Origin of the sequence: Streptomyces sp. NPDC087215 (assembly GCF_044744885.1) — a bacterium.
In the GTDB taxonomy this organism is placed as follows: Bacteria; Actinomycetota; Actinomycetes; order Streptomycetales; family Streptomycetaceae; genus Streptomyces.
The window spans coordinates 135,287-155,783 of record NZ_JBIUZD010000004.1 but is presented as its reverse complement, the minus strand read 5'-3'; the positions used below and the strand labels follow the sequence as shown (position 1 = coordinate 155,783).

15 protein-coding genes are annotated in these 20,497 nt (G+C 72.1%); 10 read left to right on the top strand and 5 right to left on the bottom strand.

Annotated features, from left to right (window positions below):
• The first annotated feature begins 167 nt into the window (after window positions 1-167).
• Window positions 168-2,009, top strand: a complete 1,842-nt coding sequence (locus ACIO92_RS13480; RefSeq protein WP_402281299.1) for a GMC oxidoreductase — start codon at window positions 168-170, stop codon at window positions 2,007-2,009.
• Between the two features lie 809 nt (window positions 2,010-2,818).
• Here ACIO92_RS13480 and ACIO92_RS13475 read toward each other — a convergent pair.
• The gene (locus ACIO92_RS13475) at window positions 2,819-3,109 is read right to left on the bottom strand and encodes a chorismate mutase (protein WP_401236746.1); all 291 of its coding nucleotides are present in this window, start codon (window positions 3,107-3,109) and stop codon (window positions 2,819-2,821) included.
• A gap of 347 nt (window positions 3,110-3,456) precedes the next feature.
• On the opposite strand from ACIO92_RS13475, the gene guaA reads away from it, so the two are divergent.
• From guaA to ACIO92_RS13450, 5 genes are all read left to right on the top strand, one after another.
• A complete protein-coding gene (gene guaA, locus ACIO92_RS13470) occupies window positions 3,457-5,049 on the top strand; it encodes a glutamine-hydrolyzing GMP synthase (protein ID WP_366439605.1) in 1,593 nt (530 codons plus the stop codon).
• 116 nt (window positions 5,050-5,165) lie between these two features.
• Window positions 5,166-5,954, top strand: a complete 789-nt coding sequence (locus tag ACIO92_RS13465; RefSeq protein WP_366439604.1) for a class II aldolase/adducin family protein — start codon at window positions 5,166-5,168, stop codon at window positions 5,952-5,954.
• Between the two features lie 177 nt (window positions 5,955-6,131).
• Window positions 6,132-7,364 carry a hypothetical protein gene (locus ACIO92_RS13460; protein ID WP_366439603.1) on the top strand — a complete coding sequence of 411 codons (1,233 nt, stop codon included), beginning with the start codon at window positions 6,132-6,134 and terminating at the stop codon, window positions 7,362-7,364.
• Window positions 7,365-7,679: 315 nt separating this feature from the next.
• Entirely contained in the window at window positions 7,680-7,832 is a 153-nt protein-coding gene (locus ACIO92_RS13455; protein WP_402057003.1) for a hypothetical protein, read from the top strand.
• Window positions 7,833-7,834: 2 nt separating this feature from the next.
• A complete protein-coding gene (locus ACIO92_RS13450) occupies window positions 7,835-8,377 on the top strand; it encodes a DoxX family protein (RefSeq protein ID WP_402281568.1) in 543 nt (180 codons plus the stop codon).
• A 156-nt stretch (window positions 8,378-8,533) separates the two neighbouring features.
• Here ACIO92_RS13450 and ACIO92_RS13445 read toward each other — a convergent pair whose 3' ends face one another.
• Entirely contained in the window at window positions 8,534-9,880 is a 1,347-nt protein-coding gene (locus tag ACIO92_RS13445; RefSeq protein ID WP_402056559.1) for a PspC domain-containing protein, read from the bottom strand.
• Between the two features lie 156 nt (window positions 9,881-10,036).
• Between ACIO92_RS13445 and ACIO92_RS13440 the strand changes: the two genes are divergently transcribed.
• Together ACIO92_RS13440 and ACIO92_RS13435 are read left to right on the top strand one after the other, a co-directional pair.
• On the top strand, window positions 10,037-11,299 hold the full coding sequence (locus ACIO92_RS13440; protein ID WP_351795886.1) for a PspC domain-containing protein: 1,263 nt from the start codon (window positions 10,037-10,039) through the stop codon (window positions 11,297-11,299).
• Entirely contained in the window at window positions 11,296-12,024 is a 729-nt protein-coding gene (locus ACIO92_RS13435) for a response regulator transcription factor (RefSeq protein WP_366439601.1), read from the top strand. The genes ACIO92_RS13440 and ACIO92_RS13435 overlap by 4 nt, the downstream gene beginning before the upstream one ends.
• Window positions 12,025-13,061: 1,037 nt before the next feature.
• Here ACIO92_RS13435 and ACIO92_RS13430 read toward each other — a convergent pair.
• Window positions 13,062-14,141: an NlpC/P60 family protein gene (locus ACIO92_RS13430; protein WP_402281295.1), complete on the bottom strand. Its 1,080-nt coding sequence runs from the start codon at window positions 14,139-14,141 to the stop codon at window positions 13,062-13,064.
• A 363-nt stretch (window positions 14,142-14,504) separates the two neighbouring features.
• Between ACIO92_RS13430 and ACIO92_RS13425 the strand changes: the two genes are divergently transcribed.
• Complete coding sequence (locus tag ACIO92_RS13425; protein WP_366439599.1) at window positions 14,505-14,858, top strand: hypothetical protein; 354 nt, start codon at window positions 14,505-14,507, stop codon at window positions 14,856-14,858.
• Between the two features lie 112 nt (window positions 14,859-14,970).
• Window positions 14,971-17,418, top strand: a complete 2,448-nt coding sequence (pcrA, locus tag ACIO92_RS13420) for a DNA helicase PcrA (RefSeq protein ID WP_402056554.1) — start codon at window positions 14,971-14,973, stop codon at window positions 17,416-17,418.
• Window positions 17,419-17,506: 88 nt separating this feature from the next.
• Here pcrA and ACIO92_RS13415 read toward each other — a convergent pair whose 3' ends face one another.
• Both ACIO92_RS13415 and ACIO92_RS13410 read right to left on the bottom strand, forming a co-directional pair.
• Window positions 17,507-19,174, bottom strand: coding sequence for a M23 family metallopeptidase (locus ACIO92_RS13415; RefSeq protein ID WP_402056551.1), 1,668 nt, complete (start codon window positions 19,172-19,174; stop codon window positions 17,507-17,509).
• A 274-nt stretch (window positions 19,175-19,448) separates the two neighbouring features.
• Entirely contained in the window at window positions 19,449-20,219 is a 771-nt protein-coding gene (locus ACIO92_RS13410) for an alpha/beta fold hydrolase (RefSeq protein ID WP_366439596.1), read from the bottom strand.
• Between the last annotated feature and the right edge of the window lie 278 nt (window positions 20,220-20,497).

The window sequence follows — 20,497 nt, the reverse complement described above, 5'->3', positions numbered from 1 at the left end:
CCTCCGGCGCACGGCCCCCGCCCCGGAGCCGTACGGACTCCGCCCCTCCGTGCGACCCCCGCCCCTCTCGTACGGGCTCCGCCCCTGCCCGTACGAGCCTCGTGTCTTCCCGTACGAGTTCCGCCCTTTTCCGTACGAGTCCCGCCCCTTTTCGTCCGAGGAGAGCCATGACCGCGGTACCCCCTGCCCGGAATCAGGAAGCGAGCAGGCCGGACGACGCCGACGACGGGTACGACTACGACGTCCTCGTCGTCGGCTCCGGCTTCGGCGGTTCGGTCACCGCCCTGCGGCTCACCGAGAAGGGCTACCGGGTCGGCGTACTGGAGGCGGGCCGCCGCTTCACCCGCGCGACCCTGCCGAAGAACTCCTGGGACGTGAAGAACTTCCTGTGGGCCCCCGCCCTGGGTCTCTACGGCATCCAGCGCATCCATCTGCTCGGCAACGTCATGGTGCTGGCGGGCGCGGGCGTCGGCGGCGGCTCCCTCAACTACGCCAACACCCTCTACGTACCGCCGGAGCCGTTCTTCGACGACCCGCAGTGGCGGGACATCACGGACTGGCAGGACGAGCTGCGGCCCTACTACGACCAGGCCCAGCGGATGCTCGGCGTCCGGCTCAACCCGACGACGACCCCCTCCGACGTGCACCTGAAGGCCGCCGCCCAGGCCATGGGCATCGGCGACACCTTCCACATGGCCCCGGTCGGCGTCTTCTTCGGCGACGGCTCCGACGCCGACGGCACGGCGAGGGCGAGGCCCGGCGGCGAGGTCCCCGACCCGTACTTCGGCGGCGCGGGCCCCACCCGGCGCGCCTGCACCGAGTGCGGCGAATGCATGACCGGCTGCCGCCACGGAGCCAAGAACACCCTCAACGAGAACTACCTCCACCTCGCCGAGAAGGCGGGCGCGACCGTCCACCCCATGACCACGGTCGTCACCGTCACCGAGGACTCCCGGGGCGGTTTCGCCGTGCGGACCCTCCCCACCGACCGGCGGCGCAAGGGCAGGGGCCGGACCTTCACCGCCCGCCGGGTGGTGATCGCGGCGGGCACGTACGGCACCCAGACCCTGCTGCACCGGATGAAGGACACCGGCCTGCTGCCCCGGATCTCCCGGCGGCTCGGTGAACTGACCCGTACCAACTCCGAGGGCCTGGTCGGCGCCCAGACCACCGAGCGGCGCTACCGCGAGCGGTACGGAGGCAAGAAGGCCGACTTCACCCGGGGCGTCGCCATCACCTCCTCGGTCCACCCCGACGCCCACACCCACATCGAGCCGGTGCGGTACGGCCGTGGCTCCAACTCGATGGGCGGCCTGACCGTCCTCCAGGTCCCCTACGGGGCCCACCGGGTCCGCGCCTGGTTCCTCAACATGCTCAGGCACCCCGCCCTCGCCGCCCGCTCGCTCTCCAACCGGCACTGGTCCGAGCGGACCATCATCGGTCTGGTCATGCAGTCACTCGACAATTCCCTGACGACCTACCGCAAGCCCGGCGGACTCGGAAAGGGCCTGCTCACGGCCCGCCAGGGACACGGCGCGCCGAACCCGGTACAGATCGCCGAGGCCACCCGGGCCGCCACCCTCCTCGCCGAGGAGATCAACGGCTTCGCGGGCTCCAACATCGGCGAACTGATGGGCACCCCGCTCACCGCCCACTTCCTCGGCGGCTGCCCGATCGGCGCCGACACCGACTCCGGTGTCATCGACCCGTACCACCGGCTCTACGGCCATCCAGGGATCTCCGTCGTCGACGGGGCGGCCGTCTCCGCCAACCTCGGCGTCAATCCGTCCCTGACCATCACCGCGCAGGCCGAACGCGCGATGTCCTTCTGGCCGAACAAGGGGGAGGAGGACGTCCGCCCGCGCCAGGGTGAGGCGTACGTCCGGCTCACGGCGGTCGAACCCAGGTCCCCCGCGGTCCCGGCCGAGGCCTTCGGCGCCCTGCGCCTGCCGTTCCTCGGCATCCCGGCCGTACCGCCGAAGAAGAGCGCGAGGACGAAGAAGGCGTGAGGGCCCTCGGGTGCGGGAGGGCCGGGAGAGGGTCCTGTGGAAGGCCCGGGGCGGCAGGGGAAGGCGGGTGCCGCCCCGGAAGACAGAAAGGGCGCTGCACCCCCCTCCGAGTGCAGCGCCCTTCCAGTTCTTGGTGGTGCCGCATAGATGACCCGTGACCGCCGGGATTGGTTGTAGCGGTTGCCCACAATCTCCATGTGACGCGCGTCACGTCCCGTGGGCGAGGGGGCGCGAGGGTACGAACAAGGGCCCCGTGGCGCGATTCCGGTCGCGGCACGGGGCCCTTGGCGTCGGTACCGGTGTCAGGGTGACGCCGGTACCGAGCGGCACGGCGCCGGGGGGTGCGCCGTGCGGGAGGGGAAGGGAAGAGAAAAGGGGAGGGAGAGGGGGAGGGGACGGGACGGATTCCGGGGTCCGGGCGTCCCGGGTCCGGAGGTTCGTACAGTGCGGTGGGGTGCCGGCGATCGTGGGGGCCGCCGCCGGACGAGCCGGTTGCGGTCGGCCCCGAGCGTCCTCGGGGCCGACCGCCCTTTTGGGCGACCGGGCTGCTGTCCCCTGCTGCCCGGTCACGAGCGCTGGCGCGAGGTCCCACGGCGTACCAGAGGTACGCCACACGCCCCAGCGAAGTCCACGCGTGGTTTCCTGCGGGCCCGCCCCTGGCTGGCACGGACACCCGGACCAACGAAGTCGGCTCCGGGCCGGTCACGCGCCGTACGGGTGAGAGCGGGACCGAACTCAGATGCGGGCCCTCGCTCACACGCGGACCGCGCCCTCCGGCGCGCGCCGGGACGCCCCGGCGCACGGCATCCTCAGATACGGCCCCGGCACAGCTCCAGCATCGTCATCGCCAGCGCCGTGCCCGGCTTGCCCAGCGCGTCCCGGTAGTGGCCGAGGACCTCCATCTCGCGCGCCAGGTTCACCCGACGGCCGCCCGAGGAGATCCGGGCCTCCTGGATGACGGCCGAGACCGCCGTCCGCTCCTGGATCAGACCGATGATCCGGTCGTCCAGCGCGTCGATCCGCTCGCGCGCGTCGCCGATCAGCGCCGCCGCCTCGTCCGTACGGGCGCCGGTCTTCTCGGACGTGGTGGTCTGCGTCATGGTGGGGCTCCTGAGGTGTCGGGCGGGCCCGGCGGTGCCGGACCCGGGCCGCCCCGGAGCGACCAGGCCCGGAAACGACAGAGCGCCCCGGGCCTGTCGGCCCGGGGCGCCTGGGAAGTCGCTCGTCAGTTGCTCAAGCAGCACGACCATGGCAGCCGGTGGGCCGGATGCCATAGGTAAAGACGAAGGTCGTGAACTCGCGCATGTGGACAGTATGGCCCCTGCCGCGCCCCCGGAGCCCACCGGGTTCGGATGGTGAGACGAGAAGCGTCACCGGCGCGCCGGTAGAATCGACAGATAGCACCCCCCTTCGGGGGACCCCCTCCTACCGCCGGAAGGCCGCCGTAGTGTCATCAGCGACCCCCGCTGCCGCGCCCGACGTCACCAACCCGGACGTAGTCCTCGTTGTCGACTTCGGCGCCCAGTACGCCCAGCTCATCGCCCGCCGCGTCCGTGAGGCCCGGGTCTACAGCGAGATCGTCCCGTCCACCATGCCGGTGGCCGAGATGCTGGCCAAGAACCCGAAGGCGATCATCCTCTCCGGCGGCCCGTCCTCCGTGTACGCGGAGAACGCCCCCCGCCTCGACCGGGCCCTCTTCGAGGCGGGTGTCCCCGTCTTCGGCATGTGCTACGGCTTCCAGCTGATGGCGACCACCCTCGGCGGCACCGTCGACAACACCGGCGCCCGCGAGTACGGCCGCACCGCGCTGCACGTCTCCAAGGCCGGTTCCACCCTCTTCGAGGGCACCCCGGTCGAGCAGCCGGTGTGGATGTCGCACGGCGACGCCTGCTCCGCCGCCCCCGAGGGCTTCACCGTCACCGCGTCCACGGACGTCGTGCCCGTCGCCGCCTTCGAGAACGACGAGAAGAAGCTCTACGGCGTCCAGTACCACCCCGAGGTGCTGCACTCCACCCACGGTCAGCAGATCCTGGAGCACTTCCTGTACCGAGGCGCGGGCATCGAGCCCAGCTGGACCACGGGCAACGTGATCGAGGAGCAGGTCGCGGCCATCCGCGCGCAGGTCGGCACCAAGCGCGCCATCTGCGGTCTCTCCGGCGGCGTCGACTCCGCCGTGGCCGCCGCGCTCGTCCAGAAGGCCATCGGCTCCCAGCTCACCTGCGTCTACGTCGACCACGGCCTGATGCGGAAGAACGAGACCGAGCAGGTCGAGAAGGACTTCGTCGCCGCCACCGGCGCCAACCTGGTCGTCGTCGACGCGCAGGAGCGCTTCCTCACCGCCCTCGCCGGCGTCTCCGACCCCGAGACCAAGCGGAAGATCATCGGCCGCGAGTTCATCCGCGTCTTCGAGCAGGCGCAGCTGGACATCCTCCAGGAGGAGGGCCCCGAGGTCGCCTTCCTGGTCCAGGGCACCCTGTACCCGGACATCGTCGAGTCCGGCGGCGGCACCGGCACCGCCAACATCAAGTCCCACCACAACGTGGGCGGCCTCCCCGAGGACCTGGAGTTCGAGCTCGTCGAGCCGCTGCGCCAGCTCTTCAAGGACGAGGTCCGCATGGTCGGCCAGGAACTCGGCCTGCCCGAGGAGATCGTCCAGCGCCAGCCCTTCCCCGGCCCCGGCCTCGGCATCCGCATCGTCGGCGAGGTCACCAAGGAGCGCCTGGACCTGCTGCGCGAGGCCGACGCCATCGCCCGCGAGGAGCTCACCGCAGCCGGTCTCGACCGCGAGATCTGGCAGTGCCCGGTCGTCCTGCTCGCCGATGTCCGCTCCGTGGGAGTCCAGGGCGACGGACGCACCTACGGCCACCCCATCGTCCTCCGTCCGGTCTCCTCCGAGGACGCCATGACGGCCGACTGGTCGCGCCTGCCGTACGACGTGCTGGCCAAGATCTCCACCCGCATCACCAACGAGGTCGCCGACGTCAACCGGGTCGTCCTCGACATCACCAGCAAGCCGCCGGGCACCATCGAGTGGGAGTAGTCGTCCCCGCTCCCTGAGACCGACGAAGCCGCCGTCCCGCGCCCGCCGCGCGAGCCGGCGGCTTCGTCGTGTCCGGGCTCTGGTGACTTGGCGGGCCGGGCGTTACCTTCCCGCGCATGAGCGCGATACCCGACCCCGTACCCCTCGAACGGCTCCACTTCGCCATGCCGCCCGTCCACGCGACGGCCGAGGAGGAACGCACCCACCGCAGACAGCGGATCGCGGGCGCGCTGCGGCTCTTCGCCCGCCTCGGGTACGAGGAGGGCGTCTCCGGCCACATCAGCGCCCGCGACCCCGAGCACCCCGACTGCTACTGGGTGAACCCCTTCGGGGCGCCCTTCGACGAGGTGACCGCGAGCGACCTCGTCCTCGTCAACGGCGACGGACAGGTACTCCGGGGCGGGCGGCACGTGAACCAGGCCGCGTTCACCGTCCACGCCCAGGTCCACCGGGCCCGGCCCGACGTCGTCGCCGTCGCCCACACCCACTCCCTCCACGGACGGGCCCTGGCCGCGCTCGGCGAACTCCTCGACCCGATCACCCAGGAGGCCTGCGCCTTCTACCAGGACCACGCCCTCTACGACGCCTACACCGGAGTCACCGTCGACCCGGAAGAGGCCCGCCGCGTCGCCGTCGCCCTCGGCACCTTCAAAGCGATCGTCCTCCGCAACCACGGACTCCTCACCGTCGGGACCTCCGTCGATGCCGCCGCCTGGTGGTTCCTCTCCCTCGAACGCGCCGCCCAGATCCAGCTGACCGCCCGCGCGGCAGGCAAACCGGTCCTCATCGACCACCGCGAGGCCGTCGCCACCCGCGAACAGCTCGGCACCGACCTCGTCGCCTGGATCAACTACCAGCCGCTCTGGCGCAAGATCAGCCGAACAGAGCCCGAACTCCTGTCGTAACACGATCGCCTCACCTTTCTGTACGTCAATGAGATGTCGCGGCAATCACTCCCCGGCAGGGCGCGAAGAAGCATCCGCGAGAGCCGCCGGTAAGACACAATTCCGTTAAATCGAAAGCTGGTTGACCGCTCGGGGCGCACCGGCACGTGTCGTGAAGTGAGCTCGGGAGTGAGCACCGTGGCGGTTCAAGAGGCGAGACAGTACGGCGGACACGCGACGGCCTGCACGGGCTGCGCCCACTGCGGGCAAGCCGGACACCGGCGCGCCGTCGCGGCCTTCCTCGCCCGCCGCGACGAACTCGCCACCGGCCACGGCGTCCCCGCCGCGGTCGCCCACTCCCCGGTCGCCGCCCGCCAATGGGTCTCCGACGAACTGGCCCAGTCCGCCCGCGCGGTCGGAGCCCACGGGCGCGAGGCCGGACTCGCCTGGCTCGACCGGGTGCACCGCGGCGGCCTCGGTGCCGTCTGGGGAGCCGTCCTCGCCCTTCTCCTCGGCCAGGCCCTCACCGCGATCCAGACGGGCTGGACCGGGGCCCGGACGGCCGGTCTCTGCACCGCCCTGGTCCTCGCCCTCCTCCTCAGCGCCGCCGCCCACGCCCACCGCTCCCGCGGTGGTCTGCTCGCCCCCCTGCTCGGTGAGGACAACCGGCTCTCCACCCCCCAGGCCGTCGCCGCCGTCTGGCTCCTCCTCCTCGGCTACACCCTCCTCTTCCTCACCTTCCTGTCACCCGGCGCGACCCCCTTCGCCCTGGCGCGTGGCGCGGGCCTCCTGTCCGTCCTCGCCCTGGTGGCGGCCGTCACCGTGACCGCCCGTCTCGTCGTCTCGGCCGGGACCGCCTCCGGCCGCCTCCAGAAGGTCCGCGCCGACCGTCCCCGCGCCGCCGACCTGCTCTGCGACGACGGTGGCCGGGCCGCCCTCGCCGATGTCCAGTACCTCCTCGTCTCCGTCTCCGTCCTCGCCCTCACCGCCGTCGGCCTGGCCCGCGACCCCTCCCGGCTCCCCGAGGTGCCCTGGTCCCTCGTCGTGCTCCTCGGCGTCTCGGCCGCCTGGCACCTCGCCGCCAAGTGCACCGAGGGCGTCCGCCCCACGATCCACTCGGTGGTCCGGTCCCGGGAGGCCGGTGACCTCGACGCCCCGATCCGTACGGGCGACGACATCGAGATCCGCGGCTGCGGCTTCGTCCCGCCCGGCGCGGGAGCCCCCGACCCGCTGACCCGCCTGGTGGTCCGCATCGGCCCGGTCCACACCCATGTGCCCCTCGTCCCGGTCCCCGGCGGTTTCGCCAACCCCACCGACGCCTCCCTCACCGTCCCCCTCCCCGCCGACGTGGAACCGGGCCGGGTGGAGGTCTCGGTCGTCACGGCGTCGGGCGTCGAGACCAACCGGGTCGTGATCGACGTCGTCGACTGACCCCTCCGGCCCGTCCCCCGCGCCCCCACCCCGACCGTGCGAGGAGAATCGATCCGCGAACAGTCGTACGGGGCGTGGAGAGGTGACCGACGATGACGGGACAGACGAACCCCGAGGGCCCGGCGGACCGGGGCGACCGCGAGGCGCCGCCGGACCGGCGGCCCGACGAGAGCCCGGCCGGACACGCGGACCCATCCGGCCTTGCCGGGCCCCCGGGACAAGCGCCCGGTGCCGTCACCGGGCCCGATGACGGCGGTCCGGATACCCCGGGGCTTGCTGACCCCGACCTCGATCCCGCCCCGGACCCCGCCCCCCATGACCGACGACTCGACGGCGCTCCGGGCGCGACGGGTGACGGGCGACTCGGTGGCGGCGGTCCGGCTGATGGCGGGCTCGGCGACGGTGGTCGGGACGGCGGGTTCGGTGACGGTGGCCGGGACGGCGGGTTCGGTGGGTCCGGCGGGCTGAGTCTGCCCCGAGAGGCTGGTGGGCCGGGCTCATCGGGAGGGCCCGGTGGACCGGGGGCGCTCAGCGAGTCCGGCGGACTCGACGGGTGGAAGACGCTCGCCTCCCGCTACGCGCTCCTTCCGCTGCGGCTCTTCCTCGGGATCACCTTTCTCTACGCCGGATTCGACAAGCTCACCGATCCCGCGTTCTTCGGGGACTCCGGCACCGGCTCCATCGGCGAGATGATGAGAGGCGTCCGGGACTCCTCGGCCCTTCCCTCCCTCGTCGACCTCGCCCTCAAGAACCCCACCGGATTCGGCTACGCCATCGCCTTCGGAGAACTCGCCGTAGGGATCGGGACCCTGGTGGGCCTCTTCGCCCGAGTGGCGGCCCTCGGGGGCGCGCTGATCTCGCTGAGCCTGTGGCTGACCGTGAGCTGGCAGGTGCAGCCCTATTACCTTGGCAACGACCTCGCCTATGTGATGGCCTGGCTCCCGCTGCTGCTCGCCGGGGCGTCCGTGCTGTCGCTGGACCGGATCCTCGCCGTGCGCCGCCGTATTCGATAGGCCACCCAGGTCACGAGGCCGGCGACTCCGAGGCCGAGCCCGAGCACCGGGAACGCCACGTACCAGGGGGCCTTCCAGGCCCCCGTCGCGTCCCCCGCGTACAAGGCGGCCAGGGCCAGGGCGCTCAGGCCTGCCAGCAGCCGCCCGGGGCGGAACTCATGAAGCAGCACGGGTCACCTCCACCTGTCCGATACCGACCTCCAGCGAGAGGTCCAAGGTGCCGGCCGGAGTCGTCCCGGCGGGCGGTTCGAGTGTGCGGGTCACATCGCGGTCCGGCGCGACGTCGATGTCGTCAGCGGGTTCGCCGGGCAGCCGCAGGTCCCCGAGCGCCACTTCGGCGCGCAGCTTCACCACCGTGTCCTTCGGGACGATCACCTTGACCTGCCCCGCGCCGACACCGACCGAGGTCGAGACGGTCGTGCCCGCCGGGACGGGGAGCCCCGAAAGATCCAGTGTGCCCACCCCGGTCCCGACCTCGTAGTGCGGCTGCACGGCCGTCACGGACGTCGGCTTCCAGGTGTCGCGGACCCACTCGGTGCTGATGTCCGAGGGCAGCGCCGTGGCCAGGGCCAGCAGGCACGCCGTGATCACGGTGTGGAAGACCGTGCCGAACCCGGTCCGGCCGAGGAAGCTGCTGACGACCAGGCCGACGCCGAACATGGTGAGGGCGGCGATCAGACCGGTCTGCAGGCTGGTGCGGAGCGGCTCGGTCTCCCAGGTGGCCGCCGTCCCGACGACCGCGGCGATCAAGGCCAGCAGATACACGATCCCGCCGATGGACCGCGGGCTTCTGCGCAGCGAAGGCTGCGGACGCTGGGGACCCGACCGGTCGGAACCCCACTGGCTTCCGGGCTTCGGCACCTTTCCGTCGACCCGGCCCTCGTCGTCCAGGACGCCGTGCGGGCCCCAGAGATACCCGATGGCCAGCTTGCCCGTCGAGCCGTCCTTGACGATGGGCTCCTTCCACCAGGACGGGAAATCGGTCAGCGGCGGCGCCTTGGTCTCGGGGGGAGCCTCCGAGACCGCCAGGGCGGCGGCGGCCGACTCCACCCGGCCCTCGGGCTCGATCACTCCGCTCTGCCGGTGCCGGGACCACACCGCCGCCGCGCACACCACGAACGCCAGCAGGAACGCGGAACCCAGCATCGAGCCGCTGTGCAGCATCGAAAGGAAGATTCCGCAGCCCACCAGTGCCATCAGCACCGCGGTCAGCGAAGTCCCGGAGACCCGGCCCGTCAGCAGTCTGCGGCCCTCGTTCTCCTCCTCGCCCGTGAGCGGTATCAGCAGCCAGGCGAAGCCGTAGAAGATCAGGCCGATGCCCCCCGGCACGGCCAGCACACCGAGCGCGACGCGGAAGATCACCGGGTCGAGGTCGAAGTACCGGCCGAGACCGCCACAGACACCGCCCACGACCTTGCCGCCGCGCGAGCGCCGCAGTGGGCGGGCGGAATCGGCCTCCGCCGGTGGCGGGGCCTCGTGCTGCGAAGGCATCGAACTCGTCATGACTCCATGGTGAACGGCCGTGACGTCCAGCGGCACCGGGGACGACCCTGGCCCGACCCTGATATTCGGAGGGGCGTTGTCCCTGAGGTCTTACCAGGGACGATCTCAGGGCCGACCCTGATGTCCGGAGCGCGTCGAACGTGTGACGATCGGTGCATGTCCGCAACCGCTCGTGTCACCGACACCGACGAACCTCCCGTGCGCAAGCTGTACCGCAGCGCCGACGGGCGGTGGCTCGGCGGTGTGGCGCGTGGTCTCGCCGGGCATCTCGGTCTTCCGGTCGTCTGGGTGCGGATCGCCTTTCTGCTCCTCTCCTTCATGGACGGCCTCGGCTTCCTGGTCTACGCGGCCTTCTGGATCGTGGTCCCGCTGGGCGTGGGCGGCCGGGCCGCTCCCCGCCCCGTCTTCGAGACCACCCCGGACGGGCGCCGCAGACTCCGCAAGCCCGAGCGGGGACAGATCTTCGCCCTGATAGCGCTCGCGATAGGCGGCGCGGCCCTCATCGGGAACATCAAGGTCGACAGCGAGTCCGGGCGGTACGTCTGGCCGGTCATCCTCGTCGGTGTCGGTCTCGCCGTGGTCTGGCGCCAGGCGGACAACGCCCGCCGGGCCAGCTGGACGGAGGGCGGGCGCAGCAGCCGTGCCTTCCAGCTCGCCCGGGGGCTCGTCGGCGTCGGCCTGGTGGGCACCGGCCTCGCGGTCTTCGTGGTGGTGCGGGGTTCGGTCGCCCAGCTCGGGACGGCGCTCACCGCCGCCGTCGCGGTCCTCACCGGCATAGCCCTGCTCGCCGGGCCCTGGCTGGTCCGGATGTCCCAGGACCTGTCGGAGGAGCGGACCATGCGCATCCGGGCCCAGGAGCGCGCCGAGGTCGCGGCGCACGTCCACGACTCGGTGCTGCACACCCTGACCCTGATCCAGCGCAATGCGGAGGACGCGGGCGAGGTGCGGCGTCTGGCCCGCGCCCAGGAGCGGGAGCTGCGGAACTGGCTCTACAAGCCGGAGGGCACCGGCAAGGAGGAGGAGCCCGAGACCCTCGCCGAGGCGGTGAAGAGGGCCGCGGCCGAGGTCGAGGACAAGCACGGGGTGCCGCTGGAGGTCGTCGTCGTGGGTGACTGCCCGCTCGACGACGGACTGGTGGCACAGGTACAGGCCGCGCGCGAGGCGATGGTGAACGCCGCCAAGTACGGTGGCGAGGGTGGGGCCGTCCAGGTGTACGCCGAGGTGGAGGGCCGCACGGTCTTCGTCTCGGTACGGGACCGGGGACCCGGGTTCGATCTGGACGCGGTGCCCGAGGACAGGATGGGCGTACGAGAATCGATCATCGGCCGGATGCAGCGCAACGGCGGCTCGGCACGGTTGAGATCGGTGCCGGGTGGGGGCACCGAAGTGGAGCTTGAGATGGAGAGGGCGGACGGATGAGCGACGAGACCGGGGCAGAGACCGGGGCGCGGGCCGGAGCCGACGCGGGTGCGGAGGGCACGGGCCGCCGGGTGCGGGTGGTGCTCGTCGACGACCACCGCATGTTCCGTACCGGAGTACAGGCGGAGATCGGCCGCACCGACATCACCGGTGTCGAGGTGGTGGGCGAGGCCGCCGACGTCGACCAGGCGGTCACGGTGATCACGGCGACCCGTCCCGAGGTCGTGCTGCTCGATGTGCACCTGCCCGGTGGTGGCGGTGTGGAGGTGTTGCGGCGCTGCGCGAGCCTGATGGGGGTGGCGGAGGACCCGGTCCGCTTCCTGGCCCTTTCGGTGTCGGACGCGGCGGAGGACGTGATCGGGGTGATCCGGGGCGGTGCCCGTGGCTATGTCACGAAGACGATCACCGGCAAGGACCTGGTCGACTCGATCTTCCGGGTGCAGGAGGGCGACGCCGTGTTCTCGCCCCGGCTCGCGGGCTTCGTCCTGGACGCCTTCGCGTCGACGGACGCGCCGCCGGTGGACGAGGACCTCGACCGGCTCACCCAGCGGGAGCGGGAGGTGCTGCGGCTGATCGCCCGTGGGTACGCGTACAAGGAGATCGGCAAGCAGCTCTTCATCTCGGTGAAGACGGTCGAGTCGCATGTCTCGGCGGTACTGCGCAAGCTCCAGCTCTCCAACCGGCACGAGCTGACCCGCTGGGCGACCGCCCGCCGCCTGGTCTGACGCGTCGGAGAGCGGCCCTGGTACGGGGCCGCCCGCGCGGGCGGCCCGGACGGGCCCGACCTGCGTCGAGCAAGGCCTGAGGGCTGGGCGGGCCCGAGACGGCCGCGCTCCGGTCCGTGCTGGACCCGGGCTCTGCCGGACCTGGGAGCTGACCCGGCCCGGCCTGGACCCGGCCCGGCCTGGACCCGGCCCGGCCTGGGGCCGGGCAGGGCCGGACTCGACCTGGCTCTGAGCCGGGCGGGACGCGTTCCAGCCTGTGCCGGACCTGACTGCGCCGGATCCGCCTGCGCCGGACCCGAGCCGGACCCGGGCCGAGCCGGAACCGGGCCAGACCCGGGAGCCGAGCCGCGCCCGATCTGAATGGGCCCGATCTGAGTGAGCCGGGCTGGACCTGATGGCCGGGGTGGACCGCCCCGAGCCGACCCGAGCCGACCCGAGCCCGACCCGGAGGCCCGGGTCGGGCTCGGGTCGGGGCCCTGTTCGGGGCCGGGCGTGCGCCCTGTCCCTGTCCCTGACCCGGGCCCTGTCCCGGGCCGTGTCCCTGGTCCTGCCCCTGACCTGGGCTGCGTCCCTCACCCTCACCCTGGCTGCGTCCCTCACCCTGGCCGCGTCCCTCACCCTGGCCGTGCCCCTGATCGGGACCCTGTCAGCACCGGGGCCTCTGTCTGGACCCTGCTGTTGCCCGGCTTCTGTCGGTGCGGGCCCTCGTCGGCCGGGGCCTTGCCGGTGGTGGCCTTGGCCGGGGAACCCGTATGCACCGGGTCGTGTTCGGGTTTCGGTCCAGGGCCGGGACTCCACCGCATTCGGCTTGTCCCGGGATCGCACCAGGTCCGGGGCGCTCCTCGGCCCCTGCGGGTAGCCGGGGTCCGGGTCCCGCTGCCGATCGGGGCCTGTCCTGGGGGCGTGTCATGCGGGCCCAGGACGGTCCTGAGGGCCGTGACGTGGTGACCCGGTGGCGGGCGATTCCGGTTCGGTGCCCGTCTCGGGAGCAGCGGACTTCCGGCCGGAGAGGCGGGCGGGGTCGGACAGGGGAGTCCTCAGGCCACGCGGGTCGCTCCGGCGAAGGGCATTTCGTCGATGGGGGCGACGCGGACCGGGGCGCCGGGGCGGGGGGCGTGGATCATCTGGCCGCCACCGATGTAGAGGCCGACGTGGCTGATGCCGGAATAGAAGAAGATCAGGTCGCCGGGGGCGAGCTCGGAGCGGGAGACGCGGCGGCCGGCATTGATCTGGCTGTACGTGGTGCGGGGCAGGGAGACACCGGCGGTGCGCCAGGCGGCCTGGATGAGGCCGGAGCAGTCGTAGGCCGAGGGGCCCGTCGCGCCCCAGACGTACGGCTTGCCGAGCTGGGCGCGGGCGAAGGAGACGGCCTGGGCGGTCCGTCCGTCGGGGGCGGTGACCGGGTCGCGGTCGCCGGTCGAGGCGCGGTCGGCGCGGGCGGTTCCGGTGTGGGCGACGGCCGTGGTGGTGCCGGAGCCCGCCTCGGCGGCTTCGTAACGGGCGCGTTCCTCGGCGGTCAGACGGTCGAGGAGGGTACGGGCCTCGGCCAGTCTGCCGAGGACGGCGGCCTTCTGGCGCCTGAGTTCCGTCTCGTTCCGGCGCAGCTCGGTGAGGTGCTGGGCGGACTCGCCGCGGAGTTGCCGGATCGCGCCCAGTTCGCGGCGTACGGCGCTGATGGCGGCGGTCTGCCGGTCGCCCGCCTTCTCGGCGAGGGCGGCCCGCTCCAGGTACTGGTCGGGGTCGGAGGTGAGGGCCAGCCGCACGGCGGGGTCGAGGCCGCCGGTGCGGTACTGGGCGGCGGCCATGGCGCCGAGGCCGTCGCGGGCGTCGTTGAGGCGCTGGGTCCTGCGGGCGGCCTCGTCGCGCAGCCGGTCGAAGGCGGCGCGGGCGGCGTCGGCCCGTTCCTTCGCGCCGTTGTACCGCTCGGTCGCGGCTCCGGCGTCCTCGTAGAGCCGGTCGACCTTCTCCTTGACCTGAGCGGTGGTGGGCCGGGGGTCCGCGTGCCCGGAGCCCTCGAAGAGGGCGGTGGTCGCGGCGGAGGCCAGGGCGAGGGTGGCGGCGGTGCGGGCGGCGTGGCCGCCGAGGAGGGAACGCCGGGGCTTTCGGTGCGCTGCCACGAGGGCGGTCACATCCTCTGTCTGCGGATACGGGCCCGCCGGTGTCTGCGGGTACGGGTCCACCGGGCCGACGGCGGGCCGCCACAGGGGAGACGGTCCGCCGCCGGGTTCTTCGGCGGAGCGGTCGGCAACCGCCGGGAGACCGGCGGCGGTGGGGAGCCGGCCACCTGCTGGAGGACGCTAATCCGGGGGCCGTTGCGGCACGGAGGGTTGATCGTTATTGGCGCCAGTTGTCGGATCGGGGGCTGAACGCTTTCGCCCGCGAGGGCGGTACGGGGACATTCCGGTGGCTGCCCGACCGAAGCACCGGAGTGGGTGGACCCGGCCGGAGGACGGTGCTAAGGCCCCGGTTAGGCTCCGCCCATGGACGTACTCATCAATGTCTTCGTCGCCCTGCACATCATCGGTATCGCCTCCCTGCTGGGCGGCTTCCTCACCCAGATGAAGGCGATGGGGGCCGGTACGGCCCGCTTCAGCCCCGCGATGCTGCACGGCGCGCTGACCATGCTGATCACGGGCATCGCCCTCGTCGGCCTGAACCAGGCGGACGACCACGCCGTGAACAACCTCAAGGTCGGCATCAAGCTCGCGGTCCTCGTCGTCATCCTCGGCCTGGTCTACGTCAAGCGGGACGAGGAGAAGGTCGACAAGGGCCTCTTCGCCGCCGTCGGCGGGCTGACCATGGCGAACATCTTCATCGCGACCCTCTGGGTCTGATCCCGGCCTCCCCATCGGGCCCGGCTCCCGGCCGCCCGCGCGCGAGCGGTCCGGGGCCGGGTTCCGGAGGCGGGCCCCGGATGTCAGTGCGGCGTCCTAGACTCGTGAGGCGATGAGCAGCCTCTTTGACGACAGCTTCCTGGCCGGCCTCCAGAACCACTCCTCGGAGGAGCCGCCGCCCCACCCCGAGGACGACGAGCACCGCGCTCCGGCCACGGAGGAGGTCCCGCACGACCTCTTCGGGGGACACTTCGACGCGCCCCCGCCCCGGGACGCGTACTACCGGGACGGGCACCCCCGGCCCGTCGTGGACCCCGCCGCCCTCCTGGACGGGCTGAACGAGCAGCAGCGCGCCGCCGTCGTCCACACCGACACCCCGCTGCTCATCGTGGCGGGCGCGGGCTCCGGGAAGACCCGGGTCCTCACCCACCGCATCGCCCACCTCCTGGGCAGCCGACACGTCCACCCCGGCCAGATACTGGCGATCACCTTCACCAACAAGGCCGCGGGCGAGATGAAGGAGCGCGTCGAGCAGCTCGTCGGGCCGCGGGCGAACGCGATGTGGGTGATGACCTTCCACAGCGCCTGCGTCCGCATCCTGCGCCGCGAGTCGAAGAGGCTCGGCTTCACCTCCTCCTTCTCGATCTACGACGCCGCCGACTCCAAGCGGCTGATGGCCCTGGTCTGCCGCGACCTGGACCTCGACCCGAAGAAGTTCCCGCCGAAGTCGTTCAGCGCCAAGATCTCGAACCTCAAGAACGAGCTGATCGACGAGGAGAGCTTCGCCGACCAGGCCGTCGACGGCTTCGAGAAGACGCTCGCCGAGGCGTACCGGATGTACCAGGCGCGGCTGCGCGAGGCCAACGCCCTGGACTTCGACGACATCATCATGACGACGGTCCATCTGCTCCAGGCGTTCCCGGACGTCGCCGAGCACTACCGCCGCCGCTTCCGCCACGTACTCGTCGACGAGTACCAGGACACCAACCACGCCCAGTACACCCTGGTGCGGGAGCTCGTCGGCACCGGTGACGAGGACCTCGGCCCGGCCGAGCTGTGTGTCGTCGGCGACGCCGACCAGTCCATCTACGCCTTCCGCGGCGCCACCATCCGCAACATCCTCCAGTTCGAGGAGGACTACCCGGACGCGACGACGATCCTCCTGGAGCAGAACTACCGCTCCACCCAGACGATCCTCTCGGCGGCCAACGCCGTCATCGAGCGCAACGAGTCCCGCCGTCCCAAGAACCTGTGGACGAACGCGGGCGCGGGAGCGCAGATCACCGGCTACGTCGCCGACACCGAGCACGACGAGGCCCAGTTCGTCGCCGACGAGATCGACCGGCTCACGGACGCGGGCGAGGCCAAGGCGGGAGACGTCGCCGTCTTCTACCGGACCAACGCCCAGTCCCGCGTCTTCGAAGAGATCTTCATCCGGGTCGGACTGCCCTACAAGGTCGTCGGCGGTGTGCGCTTCTACGAGCGCAAGGAGGTCCGGGACGTCCTCGCGTACCTGCGCGTCCTCGCCAACCCTGAGGACAACGTGCCGCTGCGCCGCATCCTCAACGTCCCCAAGCGGGGCATCGGCGAGCGCGCCGAGGCGATGATCGACGCGCTCTCCCTGCGCGAGAAGATCACCTTCCCGCAGGCGCTCAAGCGGGTCGACGAGGCGTACGGCATGGCCGCGCGCTCGGCGAACGCGGTCAAGCGGTTCAACGCGCTCATGGACGAGCTGCGTACCGTCGTCGAGTCCGGCGCGGGCCCGGCGGTCGTCCTGGAGGCGGTCCTGGAGCGCACCGGCTATCTGGCCGAGCTCCAGGCGTCGACGGACCCGCAGGACGAGACCCGTATCGAGAACCTCCAGGAACTCGCCGCAGTGGCGTTGGAGTTCGAGCAGGAGCGCGGCGAGGAGCCCGCGACGCTCGCCGAGTTCCTGGAGAAGGTCGCACTCGTCGCCGACTCCGACCAGATCCCGGACGAGGACGAGGAGGGCCGGGGAGTCATCACGCTGATGACGCTGCACACCGCCAAGGGCCTCGAATTCCCGGTGGTGTTCCTGACGGGCATGGAGGACGGGGTGTTCCCGCACATGCGTGCCCTCGGCCAGGCGAAGGAGCTGGAGGAGGAGCGGCGCCTGGCGTACGTGGGCATCACGCGTGCGCGTGAGCGGCTCTATCTGACCCGCTCGTCGATGCGCAGCGCCTGGGGACAGCCCTCGTACAACCCGGCCTCGCGCTTCCTGGAGGAGATCCCGGCGACGTACCTGGAGTGGAAGCGGACGGGGCCGATGGTGAAGCCCGCCGGGCCGACCTCGGGGATCACCTCGTCGCTGTCCTCCTCGCGCACGCGTTCCGGTCCTTCGGGGTTCGCCACCCGGCGGGCCGGGGAGAAGCCGGTGATCTCGCTCCAGGCCGGTGACCGGGTCACGCACGACCAGTTCGGTCTGGGCACGGTGGTGGCGGTGACCGGTGTGGGTGCGGACGCCCAGGCGACGATCGACTTCGGCGACGAGAAGCCGAAGCGGCTGCTGCTGCGGTACGCGCCGGTCGAGAAGCTGTAGCGGATCTCCTGACGACGACCTGAGCGGGCCCCGCCTTCCGGCCGGAAGGCGGGGCCCGCTCAGGTGAGGTGCGGCGGAGGGGGTGCGGTCAGCGGGTCGGGTCGAGGCCGTGGCTGCGCAGCCAGGCCAGCGGGTCGACCGCGTAGCCGCCGCCGGGCCGGACCTCGAAGTGGAGGTGCGGGCCGGTGGAGTTGCCGGTGTCACCGGAGTACGCGATGACGTCACCGGCCTTGACCTGGCCGGAGCGGAACTTGGGGCTGCTGAGGTGGCAGTACCAGGTCTCGGTGCCGTCGGGGGCGGTGACGATGACGACGTTGCCGTAGGCGCTGTTCAGCTGGGTGCGGACGGTGCCGTCGGTCGCGGCCATCACGGGCGTGCCCTCGCGGACGGGGAAGTCGATGCCGGTGTGCACGGACATCCAGTTGACGCCCGACTGTCCGAAGCGGGCGCTGAGCTGGTGGAGCTCCACCGGCAGCGCGAACTTGGGGCGCAGCGCCTCCTTGCGGGCGGCCTCGGCCTCGCGCTTCTTCCGGTCGGCCTCCTGGCGCTGCCGGAGGTCGATGCGTTCCTGGGTGCGGCTGGCGCGGTCGCCGAAGTCGCGGGCGTCGGCGCTGAGCGCGGCGAGCTGGGTGTCGAGCGCGTTGTTGGCGGCGACCTGCTTGACGGAGGCGGGGTCGGAGGCGGCGAGCGCGGTGGTGCTCTCCGCCTTGCCGCTGTCGGCGCCGGACCCGGTGAGCCCGCCGACGGAGGCGGCGGCGATGCCCGCGACGCCCATGACGCAGGCGGAGGGGACGGCGACGGTGAGGAGCGCGGACCGCTTGGTGGGGGTACGGCGACGGCCCCGGTTGCCGCCGGAGGGGCGGCGCGGGGGGCGGCCCGCGACGGGGGAGCCGGTGCGGAGCTCGACGGCGGGCGTGCCGTCGTGCGTGCCGTCGGCGTCGGACCCGGTGTCCGGCTCGTGGTCGGTGTCGTCGTCGAAACCGGCCTGGTGGGCGGTGTCCTCGGCGAACCCGTGGTCGTCGGCGTACTCGGCGTCGTGGCTCGCGGTCTCGAAGCCGGTGTCTTCGGCGGGGTCGAGGGGGGCGGGGTCCTCGGTGTGCTCCGCCGCCGCGGTGGCGTAGTCGAACGCGAACTCGGCGGTGTGCTCGGGCCCCGGCGTGTACTGCTGCGGGACGACCGGTTCGGCCTCGGGGGCCGTGTTCCACGCGGTCGCGTCGTAGGCGCCGGTGTCGGTCGTGAAGGCGGGGGCGGCCCACTGGCCGGTGGTGTCGTAGGCCTCGTGGCCGTACGTGCCCTGGGCGGCGTAGGAGCCGGAGTGGAGGTTCTCGTACTGGCCGGTCTGCTGGGCCTCGGTCCAGGCGGAGGCGTCCCACTGACCGGTGGTGTCGTACGAGGAGGCGCTGTCGTGCGTGCCGGCGGTCTGCTGCTGTGCGGTGTCGTACGGCGTGGTCGTCGTCGCGTACGTGCCCGTGGTGTCGTAGGTACCGGTGGTGCCCCACTGGCCCGTGGTGTCCCACTGCCCGGTCGTGTCCCACTGGCCGGTGGTGTCGTACGTGCCGGTGGGCTGCTGCTGTGCGGTGTCGTACTGACCTGTCGTCGGGTACGTCCCGGTGGTGTCGTACGTGCCGAGGTCCCACTGTCCGCTGTGGTCGGCCTGGCCTGTGGCGTACGAACCGAAGAGTGGATCGACGCCGAATCCGTTGGTGGTGTGGGCGTCGTCTCCGACGTACCCGGCGTGGGGGTGCTGGTCGTTCACCAACGTCTCTCTCGCCTCGGCAACAGGACCGGTCCGGGGCGGGCCCGTCGAGGGTGTCCCGGGGGTAAGCAGTGGCGCGACTGTACCCGGCGGCCTGTGCAACCGACAATCTTCAGATGGGTTCGCTGCGTTAGGAAACGGGCAATCGGCCGTGTTTCGCCAGCTCACGGGGCGAGCTTTGGCCTTGTGTTCGAGAAGCGTTCGAAGCGCGGCTCCCGCGTGTCAGTGATCTTCCGCGCGCGCCGCCGGGCGCCCGGCCGGTCGTCCCCGTACGTCAGGCGACGGACGCGGCGCCCGGGGCCTCCGGGGCGTTCGCGTCGAGGGCTTCCAGGATCCCGGCGGCGACCGTGGGATGCACGGTCAGCGCCAAGTGCCCGATCCCGCTGACCCGTACGTTGCGCACGAGCAGATCGGGGTGGTCGAGCCGGGCGGTCTCCACCGGCGACATCATCTGGTCCAGATCGCTCCAGAAGCTCACGAACCGGGTCCGGCAGTCCGGCGCCGGACCCGCCAGCTCCCGCAGCACCCCGGAACCCGGCCGCATCTGCCGGACCAGCGGATGCGCGTCGGCCAGCGGTGCCACGGTGGTGCCCGAGTGCGGAGTGCCCAGGGTGACCAGGGTCCGCACCCGGGTGTCACCACCGAGGCACTGCACGTAGTAACGGGCGATCAGACCGCCCAGGCTGTGCCCGACCATGTCGACCTCGGCGGCTCCCGTACGGGTGACGATCTCCTCCACCCGGCGGCCGAGCAGCACGGCGGCGGCCCGCAGGTCGCGGGTCAGCGGCGAGTGGTTGAGCGACTCGACGCGGTCACGGCCGTGCCGCGTCAACGAGCGGCGCAGCAGGAGGAACACCGAGCGGTTGTCCACGAAACCGTGCAGCAGCACCACCGGGCGCCGGGCGGGCGAGAGCGGCGCCGGAGGCTCCGGGGGCGAGCGGCGTTCGGCGGCGATCCCCGTGGGATAGAGGACCAGATGGCCGGTGAGGATCGCGAGTTCGAGGGCGGTGGCCTTCATCAGGGTGGTGACCTCGGCGAACTCCATGGCCGGCCTCCCGAACGGCGCGGGGGCCGGACGGCACGTCGGCGCACCGCGTCTCCGCGCCGCACGGACGACGGCACGGAGACGCGGCGACCTCGTCGCGGCTCCCTTCGCGCCCCGCCCCGCTTGCGGCTGGTGGGCCCAGGAGGAGGGCCCGAAAGCGGGGTGCGACGCGGAGCGAACATGTCCCACGTGTGATTTCCCCCTCGCTCGCCGCCGCGAAACTGCTGCGTGCGGGATGCTGGGGATAACGTTCGTTCACCTCCCCGGCAATCGGGCGC